Source organism: Roseomonas marmotae (assembly GCF_017654485.1).
Taxonomy (GTDB): domain Bacteria; phylum Pseudomonadota; class Alphaproteobacteria; order Acetobacterales; family Acetobacteraceae; genus Pseudoroseomonas; species Pseudoroseomonas marmotae.
This window is the reverse complement of sequence record NZ_CP061091.1, coordinates 2,818,484-2,844,610: the sequence shown is the minus strand read 5'-3', so window position 1 is coordinate 2,844,610 and position 26,127 is coordinate 2,818,484. Positions and strand designations below refer to the sequence as shown.

The following is a 26,127-nucleotide window of genomic DNA, read 5'->3' as shown; positions in this document are numbered from 1 at the left end:
CGTGACAAGTACGCACAAAATGGTAAGGTGCTCACCGATGGGTAAGCGTCCCGACTACACTCCAGCCACGGCGGCGCGAGGCGTGCAGAACGCGCTGCGCATCCTCGAAGGGCGCTGGAAGCTTGTTATCCTGTTCCAGCTGTTCGGTGGAAAGACCCTTCGTTTTTCCGAGTTGGAACGGTCGATACCTGGCATTTCGCAGAAGATGCTGGTCCAACAACTGCGCCAGCTGGAGAAGGACGGCGTGGTCAGCCGCATGGTCTACCCTGAGGTTCCGCCACGGGTCGAGTACCGGCTGACCAACTGGGGGCAGGCCATCTGCCCCGCGCTGGACTCGCTCTTGATCTGGGCAGAGGCGGCGCCAGAAGAAGCACGGCTACGCCTGCTGGAAGAGGAGGCGGCGCCTCCCTTTGATGCCGGTCATGTGTGTGATTCATTGGAGGCGGCAACCAGCTCAGAACAGGATCTCCACTGAAGCATCCAGGATGTAGCCGACGCCACGCTCGGTCTTGATCAAGATACTGTCGGAAGAATTGGCGCTGATCTTGCGCCTCAGACGCAATATGTGAACGTCTACGCTGCGGTCAAAGATATCTTCATTGGCTCTCATCCCCCGCATCAGATGCGCGCGAGAGAGCGGCCGACCCGGCGCTTCGAGCAGTGCTACCAGCAGCGCGTATTCTGTCTTGGTCAGATCAATGGTCTTGCCGGATGGGCTCTTCAGGATTCTGGTGCAATGATGCAGCTCCCACCCATCGAACCGATAGCCGCCGTTTTGCCGAACCGCGGTTGACTGCCGCCGACCCATCTCCTGGCGCCGCAGAATGGCGCGTGCGCGTGCCAGCATTTCGCGAAGGTCGAGCGGTTCTCTCAGGATATCATCCGCGCCAAGCTCCAGCGCGATGATGCGATCCGCATCGTTCTGGCCCTCTCCTGTAATCAGGATCACGGGAACGTCCGAGCGCGATCGAATCTGGCGCAGCATGCCGAAGGTGTCGAATTGCTCCAGCCGGGAATCCAGGATAACCAGACTGAACTGATTGCGTTGCAGATAACGCAACACATCGCCGGCCGTGGAGCGGAAGGCGATGCATTGATGTGTGAGGTAAGTCAGAACTGTGCTGCGCGCACCGGGGTTACCATCGACCACAAGCACGCGCCCAAGGCGGCAGGGCCATTCGGGTGGCGCCGGCGCCACTTCTGATTGTGCTACATTCGTCAATGGGTACATGGGACAGACGTTCTGGTCCAAGCGGCGGGCAGGACGATGCCGTGTCACTGCGTCCAGTCGGATGGACTGCGCAATCTCCGGATCTTCCTTGCGGATTTCGTTGTTCGCCGAGATCCCGGAGTAGACCGAGGGCCCCGTCTGGTTGACCATGACTATAGGCCGTGCACTTTACGGAGCATGTGCGCTGCCTGTTCTCCAATGATGGCGCAGGGCGCCTGCGTATTTCCTGTCGTTACCCGTGGCATGATGGAGCCGTCCGCCACGCGCAGAGCGTCGATCCCGTAGACCTTGAGTGAGGCGTCAACCACAGACATCTCATCGTGCCCCATTTTGGCTGTGCAGGTCTGGTGCCAATAGGTGACGGCAGAGTCGCGGATATAGGTCTCGAGCGCCTCGCCCTTGAGGTTCCCGGGCATGGTTTCGCCACGAACGAAGGGACGGAACGCCTGCGCATTGCCCAGTTCGCGGCATAGCTCAACGCAGGCGAGGGCCGTCTTCATGTCTGCCGGATCAGACATCATGTCTGCGTCGATGGTGATGGGCGCTGTCGGATCGGCGCTCTGCAAGCGCAGGCGGCCGCAGCTCGTCGGCTGCGCAAGTCCGGCGAACATCGTCCAGCCATGCTCCGGAACGCCAAGGGCCGCTGTCCGCTCACTCGGGACCGGGAACTCGACCTGGCAGAAGAGCAGGTCGGGGGCGTCAAGTTCGGGGCGGCTCTTCCAGTAGAGCGTCGCCTCGCTGCCGTTGTTCCGCGGAGCGATAGGTTCCGCATACTCCCAGAGGCAGCCGAAGGATACATGGTCCTGGAGATTCTGCCCTACGCCGGGAAGGTGCTGCACCACAGGGATGCCAAATCGATTCAACTCCGTACGGTCGCCGATACCCGAGTGCATCAGCACTTTGGGCGTATGTATGGCGCCCAGCGATAGCACGACCTCTGCGCGCGCTGAGATCGTCAGGATCTGACCATCATGAAGCACCTCGACGCCGGTGGCCCGCCGGCCATCAAGCACCACGCGGCGCACAAGAGTGTCGGTCAGGACCGTCAGGTTGGGGCGGTCCAGCCAAGGATGGACATAGGCACGGTAGAGCGAGTTGCGCCGGCCGTCGCGGATCAGCAAATCGGTAATGGCCGCGCCTCCGGGCTCCTCCATCATCCGGCCGTTTGGATGCTCGAAGGTAGGAATGCCAAGCTCGCGCGCGGCGTCGAGCATCGCAAATGCGATAGGACTCGGATCGGGTGCAGGCTGAACCCAGACCGGTCCTGAGTTTCCACGGAAGTCGGGATCTGGCGCGCCCTGCCAGTTCTCGATTCGGCGGTAGATGTCGAGTACGTTACTGTAGCTCCAGGCAGCGTCGTCTGCCTCCGAAGCAAAGAAGTCCCAGTCGGCTCGATGCCCACGAGCCCAAAGCATGACGTTGACGCTCGATCCGCCGCCCAGAACCTTGCCCATCGACATCGCCAGAGTACGACCGTTGAGATGCGGGTTGGGTTGCGCTTGGAATCCCCAATCCGACTGACTGCCCAGATTGCCGACCCACTGGGCCGGGTTCAGCACAGTCTCCACCTCGTCGCTGCCGCCTGCCTCGATCAGCAGAACCTGGGTATCCGGGTTCTCGGCCAAGCGCCGGGCGACGACCGAGCCGGACGCACCAGCCCCACAGACAATGAAGTCATAGCGAGACTTTAGCCGGGTTCTCAGCCGCGCCTGATTCTCATGTGCCCGGATGGAAAGATCCTTGTCCTCGGGCTGAGTGGTCTGGCTCATTGTCTTGGTCTCTCTGGTGTAAAGAAAGGGAGTTTCTAGAACGCGAGAATCAGTTGACGCCGTGGACTTCTATAGAACCAAGATCAGAAGGTGGAATCAAAAACATGCTATGATGAACTACACCGCGTTGGTTTCGGCTTTGAGCTTCATCTTCCGTCCGCTGCGTGGAAGCTGGATTTCGAGGCTCCTGATCGGCGAGATCAACAGCGCCTCAGGGAATCTTTGTAGGCCGAGACGTCAATTTTATCATTTTGTCAGGTGTCCATTGTTGAGCGCTTTGGGACAGAGAGGGTGCTGGTTTAGCGGAGGCTCTGGCGCATCTGAAAGATGACGAGACTGCGCGCAGCGCCATCGCCTTCTTGCGCGAGGCAGCCAAGGCCTTTCCCTTCCGCCTCACCCACGAGCTGACCGACAACGGCAGTTGCTTCACACCCGTTTTTGCCAAGGTGTGCGCTGAGCCCGGCGCGGCGTATCGCCACACCCGGCGGTTGGACGCATACGTCCAACCGCCGCAGACAAATGGCATGGTGGAGAGATTCAACGGAGCATGGTGGAGAGTTCAACGGACGGGTGGGCAGCGAGGTGCTGGGCATCGCCATCTGGTCCCATGCCCAGCTCGAGCAGCTGCTCCGAGGCTTCAACGCCGCCTACAACGCCCGCCGCCAGCGCGTCCTCGACGGCAGGACGCCCGGCCAGGTTGTCAAGGAACGCCTCCGGGCGCGACGAAAGCTCGCCCGCCGCAAACCCGAAACACCTGAAGGTCGAGCCGGACCAGAGGACATCGCCCGCGCACGCCTCATTGCTGAGGACGCCAAGGAGGTCTCACAACCGGGCAGAGGCGAGCGGATACTGAGAGATCCGCCCGCCTGCTTTTGGCATGGCCCGGGTCGGGTGCCGCCAGGATCAGCCTGCTTTGCGCGATGCCGATTTCGCGGCCTGGTCGATCACGTCTGCTACGGCCTTCGGCTGGGTCATGAAGACCGCGTGGCTGGCCTGGACCTCGGTGACTTTCGCGCCGATACGGCTTGCCATGTGGCGCAGCATGCGAAGGTCGAATGCCTTATCGTCGGTCGCAATCACCGCCCAGCTTGGCTTGCTTCTCCAGGCTGCCTGGGAAAGTTTGGTGCCGAAGGCGGACATGGCGATCGGAACCTGCGAATCGCGCATGAAGGCCGCGTCCGCGTCGCTCGCATCGGCTGCGAAGCCAGCCTTGAAGTTTTCTGCTTTGATGAAGCCGAACCCGTCATCACGCGTGTCGATAACAAATTCGGGCGGGGCTACGAAGCCCTCATATTGCTGGGCGGTGTTTTCATCCTGGTCGGGTGAGAGAGCTGAAACATAGACAAGGGCTACGACCTTCGGGTCGGCGCCTGCTTCCGTGATGACAGTGCCCCCCCAGCTGTGGCCAACGAGGACAACCGGACCGTCCTGCCGTTCGAGTACCCGCTTGGTTGAGGCGACGTCGTCGGCGAGGGAGGTGAGCGGGTTCTGCACGATGCTGACGCGGTAGCCACGGGCGATCAGATCGTTATACACGCCGCGCCAACCTGAGCCGTCGGCGAAGGCGCCGTGCACCAGCACCACGTTCCGGACCGGCTGCGACGAGGAGGTCTGGCTGGTTGGTTGTGCCTGTGCGGCGCTGGCGATGCCTGCCGCGGCGCTGGCGGCGATAAGTTCGCGTCGTGTCATGGCAAATCCTTTCTTGGGGAATAGAGGGTGCAGGCAGCGGCGCTCAGGCCTGGATGAAGGCAAGGAGGTCTGGGTTCACGACATCAGCCTGCGTCGTGCACATGCCATGTGAGAAATTTTCGTAGACCTTGAGAGTCGATTTTTTCAGAAGCTTCGCCGAAAGCCTCGCGGAGGCGGCGATTGGCACGATCTGATCGTCACCGCCGTGCATCACCAGTGCCGGCACGTCAATGGCCTTCAGATCCTCGGTGAAATCGGTTTCCGAGAAGGCCTTGATTCCCTCGTAATGCGCCTTGGCGCCACCCATCATGCCCTGGCGCCACCAGTTTTGGACCGCGCCTTGCGCGACCTGCACGCCCGGCCGGTTGAAGCCGTAGAAGGGGCCGCTGGCGACGTCGAGGTAGAACTGCGCGCGGTTGGCGGCGAGCTGCTGGCGAAAGTTGTCGAAGACCTCGATCGGAAGGCCGCCGGGATAGGCTTCGGTTCGCGCCATGATGGGCGGTACCGCGCCGATCAGGACGAGCTTCGACACGCGCCCTTGCACATGGCCATGTCGGGCTACATAGCGTGCCGCCTCGCCGCCGCCAGTGGAGTGGCCGATATGGACAGCGTTCCTGAGGTCGAGATGCGCTACGACCGCGGCGACATCAGCGGCGTAATGGTCCATGTCATGCCCCTCGCCAACCTGCGCGGAGCGGCCATGGCCGCGCCGGTCATGGGCGACGACGCGATAGCCTTTGTTCAGGAAGTAGAGCAGCTGGGCATCCCAGTCATCTGCGCTGAGTGGCCAGCCGTGGTGGAAGACAAGGGGCTGGGCGTCCTTGGGGCCCCAATCCTTGTAGAATATCTGCGTGCCGTCTGGCGTTGTGACCGTGTTCATCATCCTGCTCCCTTCGGACTGGTTGACTGGCGGAGTGTGGGGTCGGCTTGGGCCGCCATCTCGCTCGGCGAGCGTGCCGCGTCAGTGACGGCAGCCGGACCCGCTCCACGGAGGAGGCATCGCCGGTCGGAACAGTTGTGCAAGGCCGGCTCTCCCTTGCCCGGATCCGCCGCTGCCGACGTCGTTCGCCGTGAAAATCATGCAGGAATGCCGCGGCGTCATGGTGGTGCCGACAAAAACATCCAAATTTTTCCAGCCTGCGCGGTTCAGACCTCGTCCACGCTGGCGAGCAGAACGGTGATCTCGACATCCCCACGTATCATCCTGCAGTAAGGGCATGCATCACGGGCGGCGCGCAGCAGGCGCTCGGCGATCCCGCGGGGCAGGGAGGGGAGGTGGCAGCGTAGCTCGACCGAAATGGCGTGGTAGTCGGAATCGCCATGCCCTAGGCTGACGGATGCCGTCACGCGGAGCGGTTCGATCACGCAGCCGATCTGCCGCGCCTCGAGATCGAGAGCACTCCCGAAGCTCGCGCCCAGAGCGACCGCCAGGAGCTGCTCGGGGTTGGTGCCGGTTCCGCTGCCACCGAGTTCCCGGGGATCGGCGAGTGTGAGGCACGACACCCCGCCGATCCCCGTCGCCTGGCCGCCTCGGCCGCCTTCGACGTCGACTGCGGCCGTGTAAAAAGTTTTCAAGTCGCACCTTTCCGTTGTGCCCGTGCTTGGGGTGGGTCGGCCGGGCCCTCCGAGTGTAATCTCCCTCGCCGCCGGATGATGGCTGCCGCCGCATGGCGGGGCCGAGCAAAGAAATGCAAAATTCCCCAAAGGAGTGAGGAGCTCAGCTATGTTCGACGTCGCGAAAGCCTTCGCCTTTGGACCTTATCGCCTTGTCCCGGAGCGACGCATCCTTGCTGCTGAAGGGAGGGAGGTGCCGATCCGTGGGCGCGCCTTCGACCTGCTCCTCGCCCTGGTGGAGCGGCGGGACCGCGTCGTTTCCAAGGATGAGCTGCTGGACCTGGTCTGGCCCGGCCGCGTCGTGGAGGAGGGCAATCTCACTGTTCATATCGCCGCCCTGCGCAAGCTTCTCGGCAGCGGCATCATCGCGACCCTGTCAGGCCGGGGGTACCGGTTCGTCGCCTCTGTTGCCGAAGTGCCGGCCGAGAGCCCGCGGCATCCCGGGCCCACTCCGCCCCCCGCACCGGCCGATACGGGGGAGGCGGGCGAGGCCGGGTCCTGGCGAGGAGATCTGCCGCGCCCGCTGACGAAGTTGATCGGCCGGGACGCCGATCTCGAACAGGTGGAAGCGCGGCTCCGCGAAACGCGCCTCGTCACGGTGGTGGGCGCCGGAGGAGTAGGCAAGACGAGGCTCGCGCTGGCCGTCGCCGACCGCGCCTGCCAAGGCTACCTGGATGGCGTCTGGCTTGCCGATCTCGGCCCGGTGGAGGACTCGCGCCTCGTCATGGCGACGATCGGCTCGGCCCTCGGCATCGACATCGGCGGCGGGGAGGTGCTGCGCGTGGTGGTCTCCTGGCTGGCCTGCAGGCGCGGACTGCTCGTGCTTGACGGATGCGAGCACCTGCTGCATGCGGCGGCCGATGCTGCCGAGGCGGTCCTGCGAAGCTGCCCCGGCATCACCATCCTGTCAACCAGCCGGGAGCCCCTCCGGGCTGAGGGCGAGGGGTTGCACCGGTTGCAGCCGCTGGACGCGGCGGCGCCCGAAGTTGCCATCACGGCCGACAGGCTTGGCGACTACCCGGCCAGCGAACTCTTCATCGAACGCGCCCGCGCGGTGCTCGGCAGGTTCGTGCCGGGCGATGCCGACGCGCGGGAGATCATGGAGATCTGTCGGCGGCTGGACGGCATCCCGCTCGCCATCGAACTCGCGGCCCCCGCGCTGCAGGCGCTGACCCTGACGGAACTCCGTGAAAGGTTGGAGCGGCGCTTCGGCCTGCTCACGGCGGGACGGCGAACGGCACTCGCGCGGCAACAGACGCTGAGGGCCACCATCGGCTGGAGCCTCGACCTGCTTGAGCCGACGGAGCGTATGCTTCTCCTGCGCCTATCGGCATTCGCGGGCAACTGGACTTCGGAATCAGCCTCCTTCGTGGTGGGGGGCGCGTTGGGGGAGGATGAGGTCTGCGGCTTGATCGCCACGCTGGTGGACAAGTCGCTGGTGCAGGCGGATCTGGCAGGGGTTCAGGCACGTTACCGCCTGCTGGACTCTACGCGCTATTACGCCGCGGAGCGCCTGTCTGCGTCCGACCTGGTGGAGGTGAGGGGCCGTCTGGTGCGGTGGCTGGCAAAGGCATATGAACGGGCCGAGGCGGACTGGCCGTTCATGGCGGATGACGACTGGTTCGCGCTCTATGCGCCCGAGATCGAAAATCTCCGGACAAGCCTGGCCTGGGCTTTCGGGCCGAATGGCGATGAGCGCCTCGGGGTGGAGCTGGCGAGCCTGACCGAGCATGTCTGGGGCGAGCTCTCACTGACAAGCGAGTTGCACGACTGGTTTGATCTGGCGATCTCCAGGATCAACGAGGGGACCCCGCCCGACGTCGCTGGCCGGCTGTGGCTCGGCCGCTGCGGGTGGCTGGCGCCCGGGGGCGTTCAGGCGCTCGACGCGTCGCGCCGGGCCGTCGCGCTGCTCCGCGCCGCCGGCAGCCGGATCGACCTCGGGCGGGCGCTATGGCGGCAGGCCTGGCAGCACATCGTCACAGGGGCTCTTGCCGCCGCCGCGCCACTCCTCGAAGAGGCAGGTGGGCTGTTGCGCGAAGGGAGGGAGAGCAAGGCTCTCGTGTCCTGGCTGAGGGTGCGGGCCGTGGCCCGCTCCCGCGGCGGCGAGCCCGATGCCGCCCGCGCTGACCTGGAGGAGGCACTCTCCATGGCCCGTCGCCTCCGAAGCCCACGTGACATCGCCCTGACCTTGGGAGGTATCGCTGAGGTCCAGTTCGCGGCGGGCCGGGTCAGCGAAGCTGTCGCGGTCGCACAGGAGGCACTGGCCTCGCTCGGGCCGGTTCGGGTCCGCTCCGCCTGGGTACAGCATATTGGCGGGGCCATAGCGTCCTACCTTCTGGCGGAGGGCGACATTGCCCGCGCGCGCCCGATCGTCGCGGAGCGGTTGGCCGCTGCCCGGATCATGGGTTTGCAGCATGAGGTGACCGTCAACCTGGAAAGCCTGGGGCTGATCGCGGCGGCCGAGGGCAACCTCGCTACGGCAGGGCGTCTCTTCGGCTATGTCCGCTCCTGCCATGCACAGAGGGGAACCGTGCGGAGTGCTGGCTCGCAGGCTGTCCACGAGCGGTTCCTCGCGCTGCTATGCCAGCGCCTGGCGCCCGGTGAGCTGGACCTTCTCGCGGCGCAGGGGGCCAGTCTTCTGGAGGAGGAGATCGTGGCCGAGGCCTTCGCTGTCGCGCTGCACTTGTAATTCGGCACCGGCGATGTTTCGCTGCGCTGGCCAACACGGGACGGCCAAGGGAAAGACCAAGACGCCTGGCGGGCCTTCCTTAGGACGTGCTGAGGTATCCTTTTTTCGACCACACTTGGCGGCGCATAGGGGTCGGTCAGCATCTCTGCTCACCGGTAATCATTGCCACTCGCATCGTCATGAACGCCAACTGTAATGGCGGCTCGAAGCCCCCCGTCCGAAGGCGAGGCAGCACAGCCTCGGCACTTGGGAAGAAGGGCGTCCGGGCTGTTTGCGCTGCACGGGTGGGCGCAGCCGTCCCGGATGCAGCAGAAATACCGGGAATGGTTACAGCCGTAGCTTCAGTGTGTGACGGTCAGCGTCCTGTCATCGACCTGGGCGATACAGGAACCGCTAACTTAGAGTGTGCTGGTGCATTCGGTTCAATCTTCCCGGGCATCATTCGGTATCTTCGCCCACATGGACGATTCGGGGATCATCGGTCGCGCAGCAGTTCGAAGATCGTCTACGGCTCATTGAGGCCTATGAGGAAGCCGGCTTCCGTGGATATCACCCGGCCGAGCATCACGGCACGCGCCATGGGCTGGCTGCCTCGCCCAATCTCTTTCTCGCGGCAGCTGCCCAGCGCAAGAGCCGGATCCGGCTTGGCCCCATGGTCATGTTGCTGAACCTCTGTCATCCGCTGCGGGCCTTCGAGGAATTCTGCAAGCTCGATCATCTCAGCCTTGGGCGGCTGGATCTCGGGATCGGGCGCGGCGGCGTGCCGATGGAGTCGGAATTCTTCGGCGTTACGCGCGATCTGGCTGAGGACCGGTATGAGGCTGCGGCCCTCCTGATGCGCATGATCCTCATCGCCCGTGACGATGCCGAGGCACGACGCATCGCGGCACCCGCCTTCGCCCGCTGGCACGACACGTTCGTCGAACTCTGGCGGCGCTTCGACATGCCTGCTCCCTATCGCCTGTCCTGCGATATCGATGATACGATGGCAGGAGGCTCTTGCATCATCGGTTCGGCTGCCCGGCGGCAAGCGGCCTTACGTCGGCCACGCCTGGGGCGGGAGCCCCTGTCAGCCCAGATGCCTTCATCCCAAAGCATCCGACGGGCAGTCCGCGGACGGCCGGACGTGGTTTGCAGTGCCGGCAGGCCGAGGCCGCCGGCGAGAAGCGGGCGGCGTGACAGGCGTCGTATCTTGTGCGTTTTTCCCGTCTCGATGATAAAGTCAGATAATTGACCTTTACGGGTCGTCTTATGGGCGGCCGGACGGAGGGGGCTTGGCGCGCCCTCTCCGGTGCCGCAAACAGGGGTGCATGATGAAGACCTCACCCGCCGCGAGCCTTCGGGGTGTTGTGGACCTGAACCGCAGTGCGGTTCCGCGTTACCTGCAGCTGGCCACCCTGTTCCGCAGCCGCATCGCCTCCGGCGCGTGGCGCAGCGGGCAGCAGATTCCGACGGTGGAGGAACTGGCGGCCGAGTGCGGCGTGGCGCGCGCCACCATCCGGCAGGCGCTGGGGCAGCTGGAGGGGGAGGGGCTGATCGAGCGCTTCCGCGCCAAGGGCACCTTCGTGCGCAGCCAGGGGCAGAACCGCCTGTGGTGCGAGGTGCAGACCGACTGGTCCGGCCTGCTGCGCTCCCGGGAAGGGGCGGAGATCGAGATCCTGGGCAGCGAGGGCGGCGCCATGCCGCCGGTGATGCCCACCGACCTCGGCAGCGCGGCGGCCAGCTACCGCCATGTCCGGCGGCGCCATTGGCGCGACGGCCAGCCCTTCCTGCTGGCCGATGTCTACCTGGATGAGCAACTCTGGCCGAAGGTCAAGGCGGAGGACCTGCACAGCCGCACGGCGCTGAACCTGGTGGCCAGCCTGCCGGGCGTGACGATCGCCGATGCCCGCCAGACCCTGACCATCAGCACGGCGGATGTGGAAGTGGCGGAGCGGCTGAAGATGCCGCTGAACGCGCCGGTGGCCCATGTGCGGCGCGTCGCCATCGAACAGGACGGACGCGTCATCCTGGTGGCGGACGGCATCTACCGCGGCGACATGGTCCGCATCGACATCAAGCTGGCGACCGGCAGAGCCGAGGGCTGAAGCATTCTGCCGCAGATGCCGGGTCAGGATCAGCAGGGCGCCTGCCCCAGGTAGAAGCGGGCCGTGGAGCTTTGGCTTCCATAAGCCGCGAAGGTTCCTGGTCCCCTGGCATGGTCCCTGGCGCTGGCAGCGCCAGGGGCCATGACGGGTGCTGCCCAGCGGCAGCCAGGCCGTGTGCCGCACGGCACAGCCGGGGGCGCAGGCAAGGGCCTTTCAATCCTGCATCCGGCCCGCCGAGCCCAGGGCGCGGCATACCGGTTGCCATGTCGCGGACAGCCCGCCGGCCCATCGCAGTCGTAACCCGGAACAGATCTCTCTTCCCGCAACCGAGCGGCTCCAGTGACGTTGCCGGTTCGGGAGGCCATCGGCCATCAGGATACGGCTTGCCGGCCAGCCGACAGATCTGCAGTGCTACCGGGGGAGAGCGGCGCCATGAATGTTTTTCACCGCCAGGTGGTGGGAGCCGGTAAGGATGCGCTGGCGGCCCGCTACCGCGACACGCGTACCTGGACAGATAGGTTGACGGCGCCGCTGTCGCCCGAGGATCAGGTCGTGCAGTCCATGCCCGATGCCAGTCCTGCCAAGTGGCACCGTGCGCATACCACTTGGTTCTTCGAAACCTTTCTGCTGCTGCCCTTCCTGCCCGGCTATCGCCGCGTGCGGGAAGAATACGCTTTCCTGTTCAACTCTTACTACGAGGCTGCCGGGCCGCGATATGCCCGCCCGAAGCGGGGGATGCTGACACGGCCCTCCTGCGAGGAGGTGGGGGAGTACCGCACGGCCGTGGACGAGGCCATGGCGGGTTTGCTGCGCGATCCGCCGGCCGAGGTTCCGGCGCTGCTCGAACTCGGATTGCAGCATGAGAAGCAGCATCAGGAACTGCTGCTGACCGACATCCTCCATGCCCTCAGCGCCAATCCGCTGCGGCCGGCTTATGACGCCGCATGGCAGCCGCCACCCGCCACGGCCGGCCCGGCCCGGATGCTCGACGGCCCGGCCGGCGTCGTAGATATCGGCCATGACGGGGACAGCTTCGCGTTCGATAACGAGACGCCACGGCACCCGACCTATCTCTCGCCCTATCGCATCGCCGATCGCCTGGTGACCAACGGGGAATGGCTGGCCTTCATGCAGGACGGCGGCTACCGACAGCCGCTGCTCTGGATGAGCGAGGGCTGGGCCATGTGCCAGGCCGAAGGCTGGGAGGCGCCGCTCTACTGGGAGGAGCGCGACGGCCAGTGGATGCAGTTCGGCCTCGGCGGGCTTCGTGCCCTGGAGCCGGAGCAGCCGGTCTGCCATATCTCGTGGTACGAGGCCGACGCCTTCTCCCGCTGGGCCGGCAAGCGCCTGCCCACGGAACAGGAATGGGAGGCGGCGGCCACCGCCCTGCCGGACTTTGCCGATGCGGACAGCATCTGCTGGCAATGGACCGGCAGCGCCTATCGCCCCTATCCCGGCTTCCGGCCCTGGGCTGGGGCGGTCGGCGAATACAACGGCAAGTTCATGATCAACCAGATGGTGCTGCGCGGCGGCTCGCTGGCGACGCCCCCGGAGCATACGCGCCCGAGCTACCGGAACTTCTTCGCGCCCGGGGCGCGCTGGCAGTTCAGCGGCTTGCGGCTGGCGGAAGACGTAGCATGAATGGCGCCTTGTCCCGCGACCCGGCCGAGGCGCAGCGCGCCGCCCTGGTGGCCGATGCCCTGGCCGGCCTTTCCGCCGCCCGCAAGACGCTGCCCTGCAAGTGGCTCTACGACGCCGAAGGCACGCGGCTCTTCGAGGCGATCACCGGCCTGCCGGAATACTACCCGACGCGGACCGAGGTTGGGATTCTGGAGGAATGTGGGCCGGAGATCGCCCGCGCGGTCGGGCCCGGTGCGGCGGTGGTGGAGTTCGGCCCGGGTGACGGTGCCAAGGCCGTGCAGTTGCTCCGGCAGTTGAACGCCCCGGCGGTCTACCTGCCTGTGGACATCGCGCCGGAATGGCTCGCCGCCGCGGCCTCCCGCGTCGCGGAGGCCTTCCCCACGCTGCGCGTGCGCCCGGTGGTAGCCGATTTCACCTGCCCTTTCGACCTCGCCGGGCGGGCCGAGGGCAGCACCACGCATCTCGGCTTCTTTCCTGGCTCAACCATCGGGAATTTTGAGCCGGCGGAAGCCATCGCCTTCCTGCGCCGCGCCCGCACCAGCCTGAGGGCCGGGGCGCGCATGCTGCTGGGTGCCGATCTGGTGAAGGAAATCCCGGTGCTGCGGGCAGCCTATGACGATGCCGCCGGGGTAACGGCGGCTTTCAACCTGAACCTGCTGACTCGCCTCAACTGCGAGGCAGGCGCGGATTTCGACGTTCACGCCTTCCGGCATGAGGCGCGCTGGAACGCCGTGGCCAGCAGGATCGAGATGCATCTGGTGGCGCGGCATGCCCAGTCCGTGCGGTTGGCCGGCCGCGTCTTTCGCTTCGAAGCCGGAGAAAGCATCCACACCGAGAGCAGCCATAAATATCGCCTTGACCAGCTCCGCGCCCTGGCGGATGCCGCCGAATGGCGGATAGCCGCCACCTGGACTGACTCTGGCGACATGTTCTCCGTCTCGCTGCTGGAGAGCTGACGGTACGCACCGGAATGGACGCGAAGGGCTACTTACAGTGGGCAGCGCATATCGTCTCCCCAGTAGCGGCAGGTGGCGACAGCGGGGCCGTAGCGCACCGGACCGGGCAGGATGCCGGTATCCCGCCACCCCGGCCGGTGAGCAACCCTCCACTCGTCCAGCCGAAGTCAACAGCGGCGCTGCGGGCAGGTCCGCCGTGATGTATCGACGTCCGCTCCTATCGCCGCGTGAAGGCCGGGGCGGGTTGACGCGGGCGCGGACCGCAAGCTGCTGCTGCTCGAACCAAGCCACGCTCGCTCACGGCGAGAGCGCGGCTATGCGGGCTTTTGCCATGTCGAATGATGCCCTGATCGCCTCCAACTCCTCTTTCGTCATGGCTGCCGGACCGCCCGTGTCGCCCGTCACTCTTCCCAGCCTGGTGGCGGCAAGCGGACCCGCCGAGGCCAGGGTCGGCTCCTTCCCCGCGGCCTCCAGCGCGGCTTCCAGCGCGTCCTTGAGCGCCCGGACGAGGATAGTGGGGGGCGCGCGCAGCGAGGTTATGGCGTCCTGCTCCGCCTTCAGTGCCTCGATGCGGCTCTCTTTTTCTTTGATGCGGCCGTCCGCTTGTTCGATGACATCTATGATCGCTCTATAATTTTCTTCCGCTTTCATGTGAGCCATCAAAGTCTTAAGGTCTTCCACTATCTTATTCGCTTCGGCAATTTTCGCTCTGTGCCTTTCCGAGCCTTCGGCGTCGCTCGGCTTTGCCTCCTTCATCAATAGTTTCAGCTCCTTACGCGCATTACCGTACTCTTCGGATACCCGGATTTTCTCGCCGTTATCATCGACCGTGTATTCGTCTTTTGCCTTCTTGTATTCCTTCTTTATTTTCGTGGATTCCTTGATGGACACTTCGCACTTCTCGATGTCTATTTGCAGTTCAGGAAGCTTCTTCTGCGCCTCCACCGAGTCAAGAAGCGTCATCAGCAGGTCCACTCGGGCCTGAAGGTCGAGGCGGGCGGCGATCGCCTCCATGATCCGGTTCAGTGCGAGGGTGTCGCTTTCCTTTGGTGAGTCACCCCAGCCATTCACCACCTCCGCGATCGCCGGGCCCTTCAGTATGGCGGCGGCACCCTCGCGATAAGGCAGCTTGCCGACGCTGCGCTTGATCGTCGCCACTGCGGCGTCAATGGCGTCGGTGTCCGTTGTGTTTTGGCAGTCTAGCTGCAACGCGGCCTCGGCACGTTGGCGCAGGATTCCTTGCTGCGCTTCCGGGCTCAGCTGGTCGAGGCCGTTCTCGATCAAGAGATCAGCAAGCGTGGCAAAGGACTTCATCCCTTCGTCATGCTTGAACAACCTTGCGCTCGTCAGCGCACAGCTTGCGACGATGTTCGGAAGCTTAGACGCCTCCATGCCCTGCGGTGCGACGCCGATCGCGCGCTCCGTCCGCCAGCCGCGCTGGATGTTGGCATGCAGCAGGTTGCTGTCGGTCTCCGCGACCAGCGGCGTTCCGGCCTCCGCCGCCTTCCGCCGTGCCGCCACATCGTCCAGACGCAGCCCGTCATCGACCAGCGCCCCCGTGTAACGGGTCACCAGGGCGAGTTGCACGCCGAGCCGCTTATCCGCCGGCAGATCGAAACCGGGCGGCAGCGAACCATTACCGAGGCTGTCAAGCAGCGACAACAACAGGTCGTTGATGGCGTTCGGATTGTCCTCCGTAAGCACGCGCCTGACGTCGCCAGCGACCGGGGCGCCTTCGTCCAGGCCGATCTTGGCCTTGTCATCGAACATGCCCGGTTCGTATTCCACCTGATCGCGGCTGATTGCACCCGCTGCCAGCAGCTTCGCCACGATGTCGATCCGCCACCGCGCTTCCGCCTTGGGGTCGGTTCTGTCCACGGCGCGCAGGCGGTCTGCAAGTTCGCGGCAGGCCATGGTGGCGGCATCCCCGGCGATCTCCGCGAGACGTTCCGGCGTCACGAGGGTGGGGGACCTGGCATGCTCTCCGATCAGGCGCAACGGGGCGAAGAACTTCTCCGTCAGCTCGGCCTCGCTCTCCTGGCCGACGGCGATGCGCACACCTTTAGGGAAGGGCAGGCAGCTCGAATTCTGGAAGCCGAAGCTGAAGCGGTTCTCCAAGCCCATGTCTTGCAGCAGCGTTCCCGGCTCGATCTTGCCGGCCGGACTGCCGAACTGAATCTGATCGTCGGGGATCGCCAAGAAAGGAAGACCCTCGGCATACAGGAATCTCTCGCCGCCCAGATCGCCCAGAATCTTGCGCACGAAATCAGCGTTCTTGGCCGCGCGGGCCAGCATCGGGCGTTCCATCTCATCCTCATGGGTGACGAAATGGACAACCAGTTGCGCCTCATCGCCGTCCATCACCTTTTCCGCGTCCTGCGTTTCTTTCAGGCTGGTGGCGAGCCCGTCCCGTGTCGGCCCGGCCTTGCCGATGAGGCTGACACCGCCGGCCATCGCCTTGCCGCTGCCGAGGCTCGGAAACTTCTGATAGCTCTTGCACAGCACGATCTGGAGCGATCCCTCGGCAAGTTTCTCGTCGAAGGCCTTGATGATCTGCTCCAGCTCGGCTTCCTGCTCCGCGCCCTTCTCGACGGTGATGTCGATGATGGCTATGGACGGGTTTTCGGGCGTGGCAGGCAAAGGAGGCGCATCGAGACGGGCGTTGATGCCGTCTATCAGGGCCTGAACATCCCATTCCTGCTTGGCACCAGGCGTCATCTGCTGCGTCGGCGTGGACGGATTGAGCGTGCCCATGATCAGGGGGCCCACGCTGTCGATCGCGTCCTCGCCGAACATGTTGGTCTGGACCTCGAAGTAGTTCGCGCCGCGTTTCTTGCGGTTCGCCTTCGTCATGGACTCCATGAGGTTCACCTTACCGCCGCGATCTCCAAGCGCCGCCTTGGCCGCAAGGGTGGCAGACGCCATCGTGTCCATGCCGCTGGAGAGCAGGAAGGTATCGACGGTGACGCCCTCCTCCTCCAGCGTATTCAGCGTCGGTGCGCGCCGCGCGAGGGCACCGGCCGCGGCTGCCTGGTAGCTCGCCAGCGTGTACGGCTTGGCCACGGCGAGCGCCAGGTAGACCTCATCGACCAGAAGGTCGAACAGGCGCGAGAAGCGCGGGATGTCGTCCATGTAGGACGGCATGGTCGCCATGAGCTGCTCGATCTGCTTGAGCGCCGCCGCGATCAGCCTGTTGTGCCTGCATTTCTCGGCGCGCTCCGGGGAAACCGAGTCTAGCGCCCTCTCAAGCCCCCTCACCATCTTCGCCGCGGCGCCAGCGATGGTCTCCATCGGGTGATCACGAGGCAGCGCCTCCAGGCGCGTGAGGTTCTCGGACGCGGCGAGCGCTTTGGATTGGGCGTCCGTATCGGCATCCTCATCCCGCAGCCTGGTATCCTCGAGTGGATCGGATCCCTCTGGGAAGAGCAAGCGGACGATCTTGTAGGTCGAGGGCGTGGCGCCTGTGCCGGGCAGCAGGTTGCCCGACAAGGCTTTGCGCCGATTCTCCTCCTTTCTCCCGAACGGCGGATCAATGATCAGGGCGTGGAACCCCTCCCGAACGAAGTGGCAGCTCGCTTTGTGGTCGTCGCCGAGCACCTTCGTGCCATCGGGCGCCGTCCAGTCCGCACCGCCGACGGCCGTGAGCTTGTCCAAGACCCTGCCCGAATTGACGAAGAACACGCGGTTCTCGTCGTACTCTGGCAACTCGGGACCTTTGTATTTCTCATAGACCTTCCGGAACGCTGTTTCGACCGGCTTGTCCTTCTTATCGTGCAAGTCAAGCTCGTCGCGGCTGTAAGGCGAGCTGAAATCGCTGTCGATGCGAATTCCGGCGCGGTCTGCCGCCGGCGTGAGGTCGGTGATCGTGCGCAGGCCGTAGGTGATGACCAGGGGGTGCTTGTCGCCGGCGATGCTGGCGAGTTCTTTCTGGCGAGCGCGCGAGGTGGCGACGCCGGAGATCTGGTCGAACGTGGCGGTGCGGTCGATGGCCCACCGATTCCGCATGCGGTCGGCGATCGACCGCGCCAGCGGCTTGGCGAGCGTGGCATCAGCGTGCTGGGGGGTATCAACGCCTTGCAGGTCCCCGGCCGCGCTGCGCACGCTGCGCACGCTGCGCGGCACCGGAGAGTGCTCGGGCAGCGGGTTGTAGCCCCACCTCACTATCCATTCCTTGATATCCACGTCACTGGGCATGCCAGCTTCCTCCAGCGAGACGGCAGCACGGGGCGTGCGCCTGGATCAAATGGCCCGCAGCGCGTCCTGGACGTCGGCGATAGCATCCGCGAGCGGCACACGCAGCGCGACGGCGATGCCCCAGGGGTTGGCTTCGCACGCCGCGAGTGCGGTCGCATCGTCGTGCAGCAAAGCGGACGCCGTGCTCAGCAGCGCCTCGACACGGCGCCGCAACGGCGCCGGATCGCTCCCCGCCGCCGCCATCGTTGCGGCGAGTGCGGCAAGGGCATTGTCCAGCGCGTCCGGTAGACGTGTGACGATGCCATCAATGCGGTCGGCGATGTCGTGCAGGTCGGGGTCCTCTTGTTGGCGCAACACTCCTGTTAGTGCGTTGAGACCGTCGATGGAGCGCAGGCGCGCCGTCGCCCAGCGTCGCCGGGCTGCCTCCAATCCGTCGACGGCGCGGCCGACCGTGCCTTCGGGCATCGCCGCCGCCACGTCCCTGGCGCGGGCCTGTGCGGCGGAGTTGGCGATGGCCTTGCTGGCTCCATCCAGGAGCCGCAGCGCGCGGTCGGCGGCACCCCCTCCGAGCTCGGCACGGGCCGTCGCGAGAACCGTCTCGATCCGTGCCGCCAGATCGGCGTCGCGCTGCCGCAGCGCAGGGAGGTCCGCCATGACGCTGTCCATCAGGTCCATGACGGCCGCGGCGGCCGGATCCCCGGCAGCCGGTCGCGGGAATCTGACGCCGAGCACCTCGCTCAGCCAACGTTTCTTCTCCAGCATGTTACTCACTGCAGCCGGCATAGTTTCGTTCCCGGGATCAGATGGGGGGTGATCATGCTATTGAGTCCGACGACAGGCCTGTTGCATCCTTCGACTTCCCTCTGCGCGACTACACGGCCTTGGATTCAACGTTCCGTGCAAAGCGAAAGAGCATGGAGTTGAACTCATCCGCCGCGTGCCAGAAGGCGGCATGACCAACGCCACTCAGGCGGTGGCACCTCCCTTGCCAAAGCCTCGCATGGGCAGCGCCATCGATATAATCCAGCTTGATCAAGGGATCGCCATCGCCATTGATGACGGCAACGGGCACCGAAGTGTTCTCAAGCGCGAGGCGCTGGTCAACTCCATATCCCGCTCGTGCGGCCTCAAAGAGGCGTTGCCGGCAATGTCCATCAGCGCGGCGTATGGCATCGCGCAGAAATGGCTCAACCGGCTCTCCGAACATCATGCGTGCAAAATCATCGATCTCTGCTTCGGACAGATCCCTGCGGCCTGCCAGGCCTGTTTGGGGCAGGGCAACAAATCCCTCTGCCATGCCACCGTGCCGGTCTGGCGGCGTGCCGGTGATGATGAGTCCTTTCACTCCATTGAAGCGAGAGAGCATCTCGATGCCGATGTGCCCACCCAGCGACCACCCCATGCGGATGACTTCGCCGATATCAAGCACCGTCAGGAGTTCAATGATGCTATCTGCGAGTCCCGGCCGCGTGTAACCGTTAACGGGGTCAGGCGCGTCATCTGACTGACCGTGCCCTGGCAGGTCGATGGCAATGAGACGGTGGCTTTCGGCAAGCGTGCTTTGGGTCTGCCGGAGGAAGACGCCGCGGCAGGAGGAGTTACCGTGAATCAGCAGAATCGGCGTTCCATTTCCACGATGATCCTCAACAGCTATCGAGCCATACGGCGTGACAACTTTGAATAGCAACTGGATCTGGTCACCGATTGTTCCTCTGCCCTCCCGGTCATATCTAAAGAACCGTCAGGATGTGGCTGGGTACGGTCACGGCGCACCTGCAGCATGGCTACGCGGCTTGGAGCGAAGCGGCGCTGCGCAGGTTTGCCAGCATGGCAGAAATCTGCCCGAGCGTCGCAATTGCTGTATCGCGCAGGCCGGCACCGTCGGCGAAGGGCGCCTCGTCCAGCAGGCGAAGCATGGGGTCGCTTTCCACCAGGGCTGTGCGGTCGGCGACCATCTTCTCGGCCGATGCGACGGCGGCTTCGCGGCCTTCTCTGATGCCTGAGGCAATATCGGCGATGAGGTGGTCGAGATCGCCGGTAACCAGCCTGGATACGGCGGCATCGGGATCATTCCAGGTGCCGCCGAGGGCCCCGACGCTGTAGTCTTGGTCCACCTCCTTCAGCTCCGCATCGGCTTTCAGCTTAAGGGACTCCAGAGAGGCCGTGGCTTCGTTCTGCATGATGGACCAGCGTGTCGCGATGCGCGCAGCGAGGGCCGCCAGAGCCTGTTCCTGCGTTTGCCGGGCTGATGGCTGCAACCCGAGCGCCACCGCGATCCCCTTATCCGTGCGGAAAAGGCCCTGCATGTTCTTGCGCACCTTCTCCGCCTGCTGAAGCAGCGCCGTTCCGGTCAGCCCCTCCTGCCACATGCTGCCGACATGCTCACGCAGCTTCGCCTTGCTGTATCCAGCCAGGTCGAAGGGGAAAGGCTTCAATTCGGCAAGAGTGAGGGCCTCGTGATAGAGCAGGTCGGTCAGTTCTTCGGCGGTCATCGGCCCATCCGCGATGTCCTCCAGCCGGATCAGCCGCTTGGTTCCGGCATCTCTGGCCCGGGATGGGCGGCCCGCACCGCGTTTCGCCTTCTTTTCCGGCGCCTCATTAGTGATCAGCGTCCGCAGATTGTCCGTATAGGACAGCATCAGCAGCAGCCGGACGCTGAGATTCTCCAGCGTTCTTTCCTGCTCGCCGGGAGGGGCTGCTGCGACCGCGCTTTCCAGCCAGTTCGAGATCTTGTCTGCGATATCTTGCCCTTCAGCCTCAACTGCGAGACCGATTTTCGGCGCCAGCTGTTGGACGTGATCGGAGATGCGGGCGGCTTGGCTTGCGACGCCCGCCGCCAGACCGGGCGTCAACCCTGGGCCGTCCGGCTCAGCACCCACCGCTTCTGTTGACGCCTCCTCCGCCGCTTCTGTGGTGCTGGCCGTAGCTGGTTCCTCGGCCGGTGCGGTGGCCGCCTGATCAGGAGCCGCAGCCTCCAGCTCTGCGGGCGGCGTGTCCTGCAGGACGACTTCCTCGCTGTCCTCCCCCCCATCCGCCTGGTCCTGGGCCCGGCGTAGCGCCTCCTCGGAGACGGCGCGCAAGGCTTCCTCTTCGGCTGGCATGGTCGAAGCCAGGGCGGCGTCTGCATCGGTCTGCTCGCGGACCGAAACGCTGCTCCAGGCTGGCTTCAACTTGAAGCCCCGTACGAAGTAGTCGCGCAGCAGGCGAGGCGCTTGGCCGGCATTGCCCCGGCAGCGGATGATCAGCGTCTCACCTTCGAGCTGCAGAAATCCGGTGGCAGCGATCTTGGGCGCAGGCTTGCCGTTCGGCTTGATGTCGCCCTTCCATTCGCTGCTCTTGAGCTCGTTGCCCAATCCTCCCGGGCTCGCCGTGCGCTTGACGTGCAGCAGCGGGACATTCGACGTGAGCCATCCGCAGCCGAAGCCGATTGCCGCCTCTTTTCCCTTCGTGGCAAGGATTAGCTTGAGATACCGGGTCGCATTCGCACGGTTGTGGATCAAGGGCATTGCAGAAATCCTCGGAGCATGCGGAGGCCATATCCAGCTGGTGCCAATGGTCGCGTCCCGCGTGGTGACGGGGCTGCTCCCCGCCGGGCATCCTGGCAGGAGGTGTGGCGCGCCTGGCCCCGAATCTGAGAAACTATTGTGACCGAAGAAGCCAACTCTGGCCCCAGTCTGCGGCTTCACGGCATGCGGTCATTCCATAACATCCTGCTGATATGCTCCAGCGGGCACTGTCATTCTGCACGCCCCTCTGAGGCACCGCGAATGCACAGTTGATATGGCACGATCCGTGTCCCGTGCCGGTCAGCCTCGCTCGATTGGTGGTGCCTCGGTGCCAGGGCGGGATGCGCGGCCCCGGCTAGGCAGCCTGGACAAGTGGTGGCGAGGTCGGGCGGCCAGGTGAGCAGTGGGCGCCATTCGCGGGAGCCCAAGTGACAAACGGAGCAGCACGACCGCGTCTGGCCGAAAGAAGGATCGTTGTCTTCAGCATATGCCTGTCACCCCTACCCCAATTCGGACGTGAAGGCCGCACCATGCTTGGCTACGGGGCTGAACCATTTGGCTCCTCACATTCCTGCGGAGAAGCGACGTCTTCCAAACCCCAGATCATCGCCCAGAAAGCCATCGCAGCAAACATAGATAGCGCCGTTCCGGCGCCTGCACTGTCCAGTACGGCCCCGAAGACCGGCGCGCCTATGGCCTGTCCGACTGCGATTGCCAGAAACGGGATACCAAGCCCAAGGCCAGGCCGGTCCGGCAGGAGAAAGGTCCCCCGGATCAACAAAACGCCGCTGGACACGATGTAGGCGGCTCCAAACAGAGACATCGCCGCCAATGCGAGCAGTGGCGCCGATGCCGCGACCACGAGCATGCCGTAGCAAAGAGCCATTCCAAGAAGTGCCAGACGATGGACCGGACCGATCCCGAAGCGCTTCACCAGGATGCCGGTCGAAGAGCCAACAAGTCCGCCGAAGCCGAGCATGATCCAGGCGAACGCGACATGCCATTCCGACAAGCTGAGTTCGGCACGCAGCAGGTCGGCACCGAACGTCCAGACCGCGGTGCTCGATGCACCCATCAGGGAGGCGGCCGCGCATAAGCTCACAAGCCCAGGCCTTGCCAGGTGCTGCGAGGCTCCCTCATCCACCTTCTGCCCAGACGAAATGGCTGGCAGGGCGAATCGCAGCCAGGTCGTCACTGCGGCGCCGATCAGGGCGAACAGCACATACAGCTCGCGCCAGGCTGCCGTGAAAGCTGTTGCCGCGATGCCGGAAAGCACGATTCCTGCCGCCGTTCCTGCATTGATCATCCCATTCGCCTTCGCGCGGTTGTGCTCGTCAAATCGGCGCGCAACAGCCAAGGCAAGCGGTGGCGAGGTTAGCCCCGTGCTGAGCCCGGCGAGCGCCATGGCGGCTGCCAGCACCGGCACAGACGAAGCCAGGGCGACAAGTCCCATGCCAAGTGTCGCGGCAAGCCCTGCGAGCATGGCCATGTTCCGCTCCCCGAGTCTCGATCCGGCCGCGGAGGCAAGGACGATGCCGATGCAATACGTCGCGAAGGCGCCGCCGCCGATCCATCCGGCAGCCGTCGAACTGAGTGCCAGGTCCTCCCGGATCTGCGGCAGAAGAAGACCGTAAGCGAACCGGCCCAGCCCGTAGGACAAGGCCGTCAGCGCGAAGGCCGCGGCGACGAGGTTGCGGCCGCCTTTCATGCTGCATCCCGCCGTGCGGCGTTGATCAGCGAGGCCGCCGCAGCCGCGGCCTCGTCGACGACCGCCAGGTCAGCGACACTGGCTGCCGCTGTCGCGCCCTCGAACAGGAGCCAGATCTGCGTCGCGAGCCTGTTGTCGTTCCGCCCCATGACTGCCGCAACGCGAGCGTCGATGATACGGCAAAACTCGTCCTTCTGGCGGCGCACGAGAGCAACGATCTCTTCATTGGCCCCCGAATACTCGGCACGGGCGCGCAGAAGCATGCACCCCCGCGCGCCATGCTGCTCCAGCCAATGCCGCAGCGTGTCAAACAGGGTGGTAACCGCGTCGGCACTGCCAGATGCGGCTTCGAGACGCTCCTTGAAGCAACGGTGCCGGTCCTCAAGAACGGCCAGGACCAAATCGTCCTTGGAGCCGAAATGCTTGTAGAGCGTGCGGGTGGAAGCGCCCGATGGCGCCAGTACCTTGTCAACGCTGGTGCCTCGGAAGCCTTCGGCCTCAAAAGCATCCGCAGCGCCAGAAACAATCTCTGCCCGCTTGTCTATCGCTGTCATGTAAAGGAGACGTTTTACATCAGAGGTGGTTTCCGGAGAATCAGAGGGGGTTCAGGTCGCTCCGGAACGCGGATAGTGAGTTCCTCGCGACGATTGGCTGGATCTTGACCACTCCAGATACTCGGCACTCCACACAAGCTTCCTGAGGCCGTAGCCGGGCAGAAGGCCGACGGGATAAGCGGCGACATCTTTGATCATCAGGATTCGGGTCATCCGGAGCCGGGGTTCCCGCCCATGGCCACCGACGGGACCGGCACAGGTTGACGTGCCGCAACTTCAGTCTGGCCTTCGGCGCCGGGTTGTAGGCGAGGCCGATATCCAGCAGCCCCTCTGGCGACCCGAAGGCATCGGCCGAGAAGCCCCGACTTGAACCCGGATGCCGGATGTGCCGCCAGGAAGGCGTGGACTGGCTGGGAGACGAAGTGGCTGAGGCAGCCTCTGCCTATTCCTGTCCCTGACTGCGCGTCCCGCACCGCGTCAAGCTTGCCACTCATGGACGCGGCGCCCTCCTGGCGCTTCCTCGAAGGAGTCCCTGATGGTTGGACCAGATGTCTGTCCGTGACGGCAGGGGGCGGAACCAGGGAACGCCCCGGCGCCTGAACAGGGGCAGCCCGATTTCGACCGCAGCTTCGCCAGGTAGCGGCTGATGGCAGCGGGATCGACTTTCATGACCCCGCCGCTGTCCGGATGCTGCCGTTCCTGACCACGCAGCACATCGCCCCGGCATGTCGCTCATCCAGCACGTCAGGCCACCATCCATCGACTTTGCGGCAAGAGGCCAGGCTCGACGCGCTGTTGATTCCGTCGGGGCGGTTCCTTAGCATGCTCGTAATCATCGCGATTGCAGAACGCAGCGCCACGTCAGTTATCGGGCTTCACCCCTCTGATGAGCAGGTAGAGAATGCAACGTCGGTCCTTCCTCGCGGTCACTGCGGGTTCGCTTGCCAGCCTGTCCCGCCCCGCCCTGGCGCAGGCACAACGGAATACGCTCCGCTTCGTGCCGCAGAGCGACCTGACGGTCATCGACCCGGTTTTCACCACTGCCTATGTCACGCGTAATCATGCCCTGCTGATCTGGGACCAGCTTTACGGCCTCGACAGCAACCTGCGTCCGCAGCCGCAGATGGTGGAGGGCCATACGGTCGAGGATGATGGCAGGCTCTGGACCTTCACTCTCAGGCCGGGCCTGAAGTTCCATGACGGCGAACCCGTGCGGGGCCGGGACTGCGTGGCCTCCATCCGCCGCTGGGCCGAACGCAACGCGGAGGGCGGAACCTTGATGTCCCGCGTCGCGGAGATCACCGCGCCCGCCGACGACCGCTTCGTGATCCGCCTCCAGAAGCCCTATCCGGGCATCCTGAGCGCCCTGGCGCGCCTCGGCCCCCCGGCGCTGATGATCATGCCGGAGCGGCTGGCACAGACCCCCTCCAGCGAGCAGATCAAGGAACTGATCGGCTCCGGCCCCTTCCGCTGGAAGGCGGATGAGAGGATCGTGGGCGCCAAGGTGGTCTACGAGAAGAACCGGGACTACGTGCCTCGCCCCGGTGGCACCACGAGCTGGGCGGCAGGCCCGAAGGTCACGCATGTGGACCGCGTCGAATGGATGGTGATGCCCGACCCCGGCACGGCCATGAGCGCGCTTCAGAACGGCGAGGTCGACTGGTGGGAAAACCCGCCCAACGACCTGCTGCCGCTGCTGGAGGGATCGCGCAGCCTGAAGGCGCGGCGCAGCAGCCCTCTCGGCATCGTCGGCACCGGCATCTTCAATCACCTGCACCCGCCCTTCAACAACCCGGAAATCCGCCGGATCGTGATGGAGGCCTTCTCGCAGGAGGACTGCATGGCGGCTGTCGCCGGGGAGCCCAGCATGTGGCGCGCCGGTGTCGGCGTGTTCCCGCCGGACACCCCGATGGCCAACGACGCCGGGATGGCCGCAATCACGGGCCCGCGCGACCTGGAGGCCTCGAAGAAGGCGCTCCTGGCCGCCGGATACAAGGGTGAGCGGGTCGTGCTGATGGCGGCCACCGACAACCCAGCGCTGGCTGCGCTGGGCGAAGTGGCCAATGACGTGCTGCGGCGCATCGGAATGAACGTGGATTACGTGGTCTCGGACTGGGGCACGCTGGTTCAGCGCCGCTCCAGCAAGGCCGCGCCCGAGGCGGGCGGCTGGAACATGTTCCACACCACCTGGTACGGGCTGGATCTGATCAATCCCGGGGTCAGCCAGATGCTGCGCGCCGCCGGTGGCCAGACCTATTTTGGCTGGCCCGATATTCCCGAACTCGAAGCGCTGCGAAACGCCTGGATCGATTCGTCCGAGCCTGAGGATCAGCTGCGGCTGGCGCGGGAGATCCAGGCTGTCGCATTGAAGCAGGCCGTCTACATCCCCACTGGTCAGTACTTCAACATGACCGCATATTCGGCGAAGCTGGCGGACGTGCCTGAAGGCCTCCACGCCTTCTGGGGCGCCCGCTTCGCCTGACCGGGCG

At 64.9% G+C, this 26,127-nt stretch carries 18 protein-coding genes; 7 read left to right on the top strand and 11 right to left on the bottom strand.

Annotation, left to right across the window (positions count from 1 at the left end; translation table 11 throughout):
* Positions 1–37 precede the first annotated feature (37 nt).
* Positions 38–475 (top strand): winged helix-turn-helix transcriptional regulator, encoded by a 438-nt coding sequence (locus IAI58_RS13400; RefSeq protein ID WP_207445309.1) that lies wholly within the window; start codon positions 38–40, stop codon positions 473–475.
* Here IAI58_RS13400 and IAI58_RS13395 read toward each other — a convergent pair.
* The 5 genes from IAI58_RS13395 to IAI58_RS13370 form a co-directional block, all read right to left on the bottom strand.
* Positions 455–1,381, bottom strand: coding sequence for a response regulator transcription factor (locus tag IAI58_RS13395; RefSeq protein WP_207445310.1), 927 nt, complete (start codon positions 1,379–1,381; stop codon positions 455–457). The two genes, IAI58_RS13400 and IAI58_RS13395, sit on opposite strands and share 21 nt — an antisense overlap.
* Positions 1,382–1,383: 2 nt before the next feature.
* Entirely contained in the window at positions 1,384–3,000 is a 1,617-nt protein-coding gene (locus IAI58_RS13390; RefSeq protein ID WP_207445311.1) for a GMC family oxidoreductase, read from the bottom strand.
* Positions 3,001–3,903: 903 nt separating this feature from the next.
* The gene (locus tag IAI58_RS13380; protein WP_207445312.1) at positions 3,904–4,689 is read right to left on the bottom strand and encodes an alpha/beta fold hydrolase; all 786 of its coding nucleotides are present in this window, start codon (positions 4,687–4,689) and stop codon (positions 3,904–3,906) included.
* A 43-nt stretch (positions 4,690–4,732) separates the two neighbouring features.
* Positions 4,733–5,569 carry an alpha/beta fold hydrolase gene (locus IAI58_RS13375; RefSeq protein ID WP_207445313.1) on the bottom strand — a complete coding sequence of 279 codons (837 nt, stop codon included), beginning with the start codon at positions 5,567–5,569 and terminating at the stop codon, positions 4,733–4,735.
* Between the two features lie 266 nt (positions 5,570–5,835).
* Entirely contained in the window at positions 5,836–6,264 is a 429-nt protein-coding gene (locus IAI58_RS13370) for an Ohr family peroxiredoxin (protein ID WP_207445314.1), read from the bottom strand.
* A gap of 148 nt (positions 6,265–6,412) precedes the next feature.
* Here IAI58_RS13370 and IAI58_RS13365 point away from each other — a divergent pair, with 148 nt between their 5' ends.
* The 5 genes from IAI58_RS13365 to egtD all read left to right on the top strand — a co-directional run bounded on the left by IAI58_RS13365 (position 6,413) and on the right by egtD (position 13,676).
* Positions 6,413–8,992 (top strand): ATP-binding protein, encoded by a 2,580-nt coding sequence (locus tag IAI58_RS13365; protein WP_207445315.1) that lies wholly within the window; start codon positions 6,413–6,415, stop codon positions 8,990–8,992.
* 403 nt (positions 8,993–9,395) lie between these two features.
* Entirely contained in the window at positions 9,396–10,226 is an 831-nt protein-coding gene (locus IAI58_RS23490) for an LLM class flavin-dependent oxidoreductase (protein WP_207445316.1), read from the top strand.
* A 76-nt stretch (positions 10,227–10,302) separates the two neighbouring features.
* Positions 10,303–11,079 (top strand): GntR family transcriptional regulator, encoded by a 777-nt coding sequence (locus IAI58_RS13355; RefSeq protein WP_207445317.1) that lies wholly within the window; start codon positions 10,303–10,305, stop codon positions 11,077–11,079.
* A gap of 432 nt (positions 11,080–11,511) precedes the next feature.
* Complete coding sequence (egtB, locus tag IAI58_RS13350) at positions 11,512–12,720, top strand: ergothioneine biosynthesis protein EgtB (protein WP_207445318.1); 1,209 nt, start codon at positions 11,512–11,514, stop codon at positions 12,718–12,720.
* Positions 12,717–13,676 (top strand): L-histidine N(alpha)-methyltransferase, encoded by a 960-nt coding sequence (gene egtD / locus IAI58_RS13345; RefSeq protein WP_207445319.1) that lies wholly within the window; start codon positions 12,717–12,719, stop codon positions 13,674–13,676. Before egtB ends, egtD begins: the two co-directional genes overlap by 4 nt.
* A gap of 297 nt (positions 13,677–13,973) precedes the next feature.
* On the opposite strand, the gene IAI58_RS13340 is transcribed toward egtD, so the two are convergent.
* From IAI58_RS13340 to IAI58_RS13315, 6 genes are all read right to left on the bottom strand, one after another.
* Entirely contained in the window at positions 13,974–17,870 is a 3,897-nt protein-coding gene (locus IAI58_RS13340; protein WP_207445320.1) for a hypothetical protein, read from the bottom strand.
* Positions 17,871–17,915: 45 nt separating this feature from the next.
* Positions 17,916–18,632, bottom strand: coding sequence for a hypothetical protein (locus IAI58_RS13335; RefSeq protein ID WP_207445321.1), 717 nt, complete (start codon positions 18,630–18,632; stop codon positions 17,916–17,918).
* Between the two features lie 109 nt (positions 18,633–18,741).
* Positions 18,742–19,557, bottom strand: a complete 816-nt coding sequence (locus IAI58_RS23485; RefSeq protein WP_207445322.1) for an alpha/beta fold hydrolase — start codon at positions 19,555–19,557, stop codon at positions 18,742–18,744.
* A 97-nt stretch (positions 19,558–19,654) separates the two neighbouring features.
* Positions 19,655–21,376, bottom strand: coding sequence for a hypothetical protein (locus tag IAI58_RS13325; protein WP_207445323.1), 1,722 nt, complete (start codon positions 21,374–21,376; stop codon positions 19,655–19,657).
* A gap of 538 nt (positions 21,377–21,914) precedes the next feature.
* Positions 21,915–23,084 carry an MFS transporter gene (locus IAI58_RS13320; protein WP_207445324.1) on the bottom strand — a complete coding sequence of 390 codons (1,170 nt, stop codon included), beginning with the start codon at positions 23,082–23,084 and terminating at the stop codon, positions 21,915–21,917.
* Positions 23,081–23,638, bottom strand: a complete 558-nt coding sequence (locus tag IAI58_RS13315) for a TetR/AcrR family transcriptional regulator (protein ID WP_207445325.1) — start codon at positions 23,636–23,638, stop codon at positions 23,081–23,083. Before IAI58_RS13315 ends, IAI58_RS13320 begins: the two co-directional genes overlap by 4 nt.
* A 901-nt stretch (positions 23,639–24,539) precedes the next feature.
* Here IAI58_RS13315 and IAI58_RS13310 point away from each other — a divergent pair.
* Positions 24,540–26,120 (top strand): ABC transporter substrate-binding protein, encoded by a 1,581-nt coding sequence (locus tag IAI58_RS13310; protein WP_207445326.1) that lies wholly within the window; start codon positions 24,540–24,542, stop codon positions 26,118–26,120.
* Positions 26,121–26,127: the final 7 nt, after the last annotated feature.

Excerpts from the sequence above, each read along its gene's own strand:
- IAI58_RS13400 (WP_207445309.1), top strand. The coding sequence starts at position 38 with ATGGGTAAGCGTCCCGACTACACTCCAGCCACGGCGGCGCGAGGCGTG.
- IAI58_RS13395 (WP_207445310.1), bottom strand. The coding sequence starts at position 1,381 with ATGGTCAACCAGACGGGGCCCTCGGTCTACTCCGGGATCTCGGCGAAC.
- IAI58_RS13390 (WP_207445311.1), bottom strand. The coding sequence starts at position 3,000 with ATGAGCCAGACCACTCAGCCCGAGGACAAGGATCTTTCCATCCGGGCA.
- IAI58_RS13380 (WP_207445312.1), bottom strand. The coding sequence starts at position 4,689 with ATGACACGACGCGAACTTATCGCCGCCAGCGCCGCGGCAGGCATCGCC.
- IAI58_RS13375 (WP_207445313.1), bottom strand. The coding sequence starts at position 5,569 with ATGAACACGGTCACAACGCCAGACGGCACGCAGATATTCTACAAGGAT.
- IAI58_RS13365 (WP_207445315.1), top strand. The coding sequence starts at position 6,413 with ATGTTCGACGTCGCGAAAGCCTTCGCCTTTGGACCTTATCGCCTTGTC.
- IAI58_RS13355 (WP_207445317.1), top strand. The coding sequence starts at position 10,303 with ATGATGAAGACCTCACCCGCCGCGAGCCTTCGGGGTGTTGTGGACCTG.
- egtB (WP_207445318.1), top strand. The coding sequence starts at position 11,512 with ATGAATGTTTTTCACCGCCAGGTGGTGGGAGCCGGTAAGGATGCGCTG.
- egtD (WP_207445319.1), top strand. The coding sequence starts at position 12,717 with ATGAATGGCGCCTTGTCCCGCGACCCGGCCGAGGCGCAGCGCGCCGCC.
- IAI58_RS13340 (WP_207445320.1), bottom strand. The coding sequence starts at position 17,870 with ATGCCCAGTGACGTGGATATCAAGGAATGGATAGTGAGGTGGGGCTAC.
- IAI58_RS13335 (WP_207445321.1), bottom strand. The coding sequence starts at position 18,632 with ATGCTGGAGAAGAAACGTTGGCTGAGCGAGGTGCTCGGCGTCAGATTC.
- IAI58_RS13325 (WP_207445323.1), bottom strand. The coding sequence starts at position 21,376 with ATGCCCTTGATCCACAACCGTGCGAATGCGACCCGGTATCTCAAGCTA.
- IAI58_RS13320 (WP_207445324.1), bottom strand. The coding sequence starts at position 23,084 with ATGAAAGGCGGCCGCAACCTCGTCGCCGCGGCCTTCGCGCTGACGGCC.
- IAI58_RS13315 (WP_207445325.1), bottom strand. The coding sequence starts at position 23,638 with ATGACAGCGATAGACAAGCGGGCAGAGATTGTTTCTGGCGCTGCGGAT.
- IAI58_RS13310 (WP_207445326.1), top strand. The coding sequence starts at position 24,540 with ATGCAACGTCGGTCCTTCCTCGCGGTCACTGCGGGTTCGCTTGCCAGC.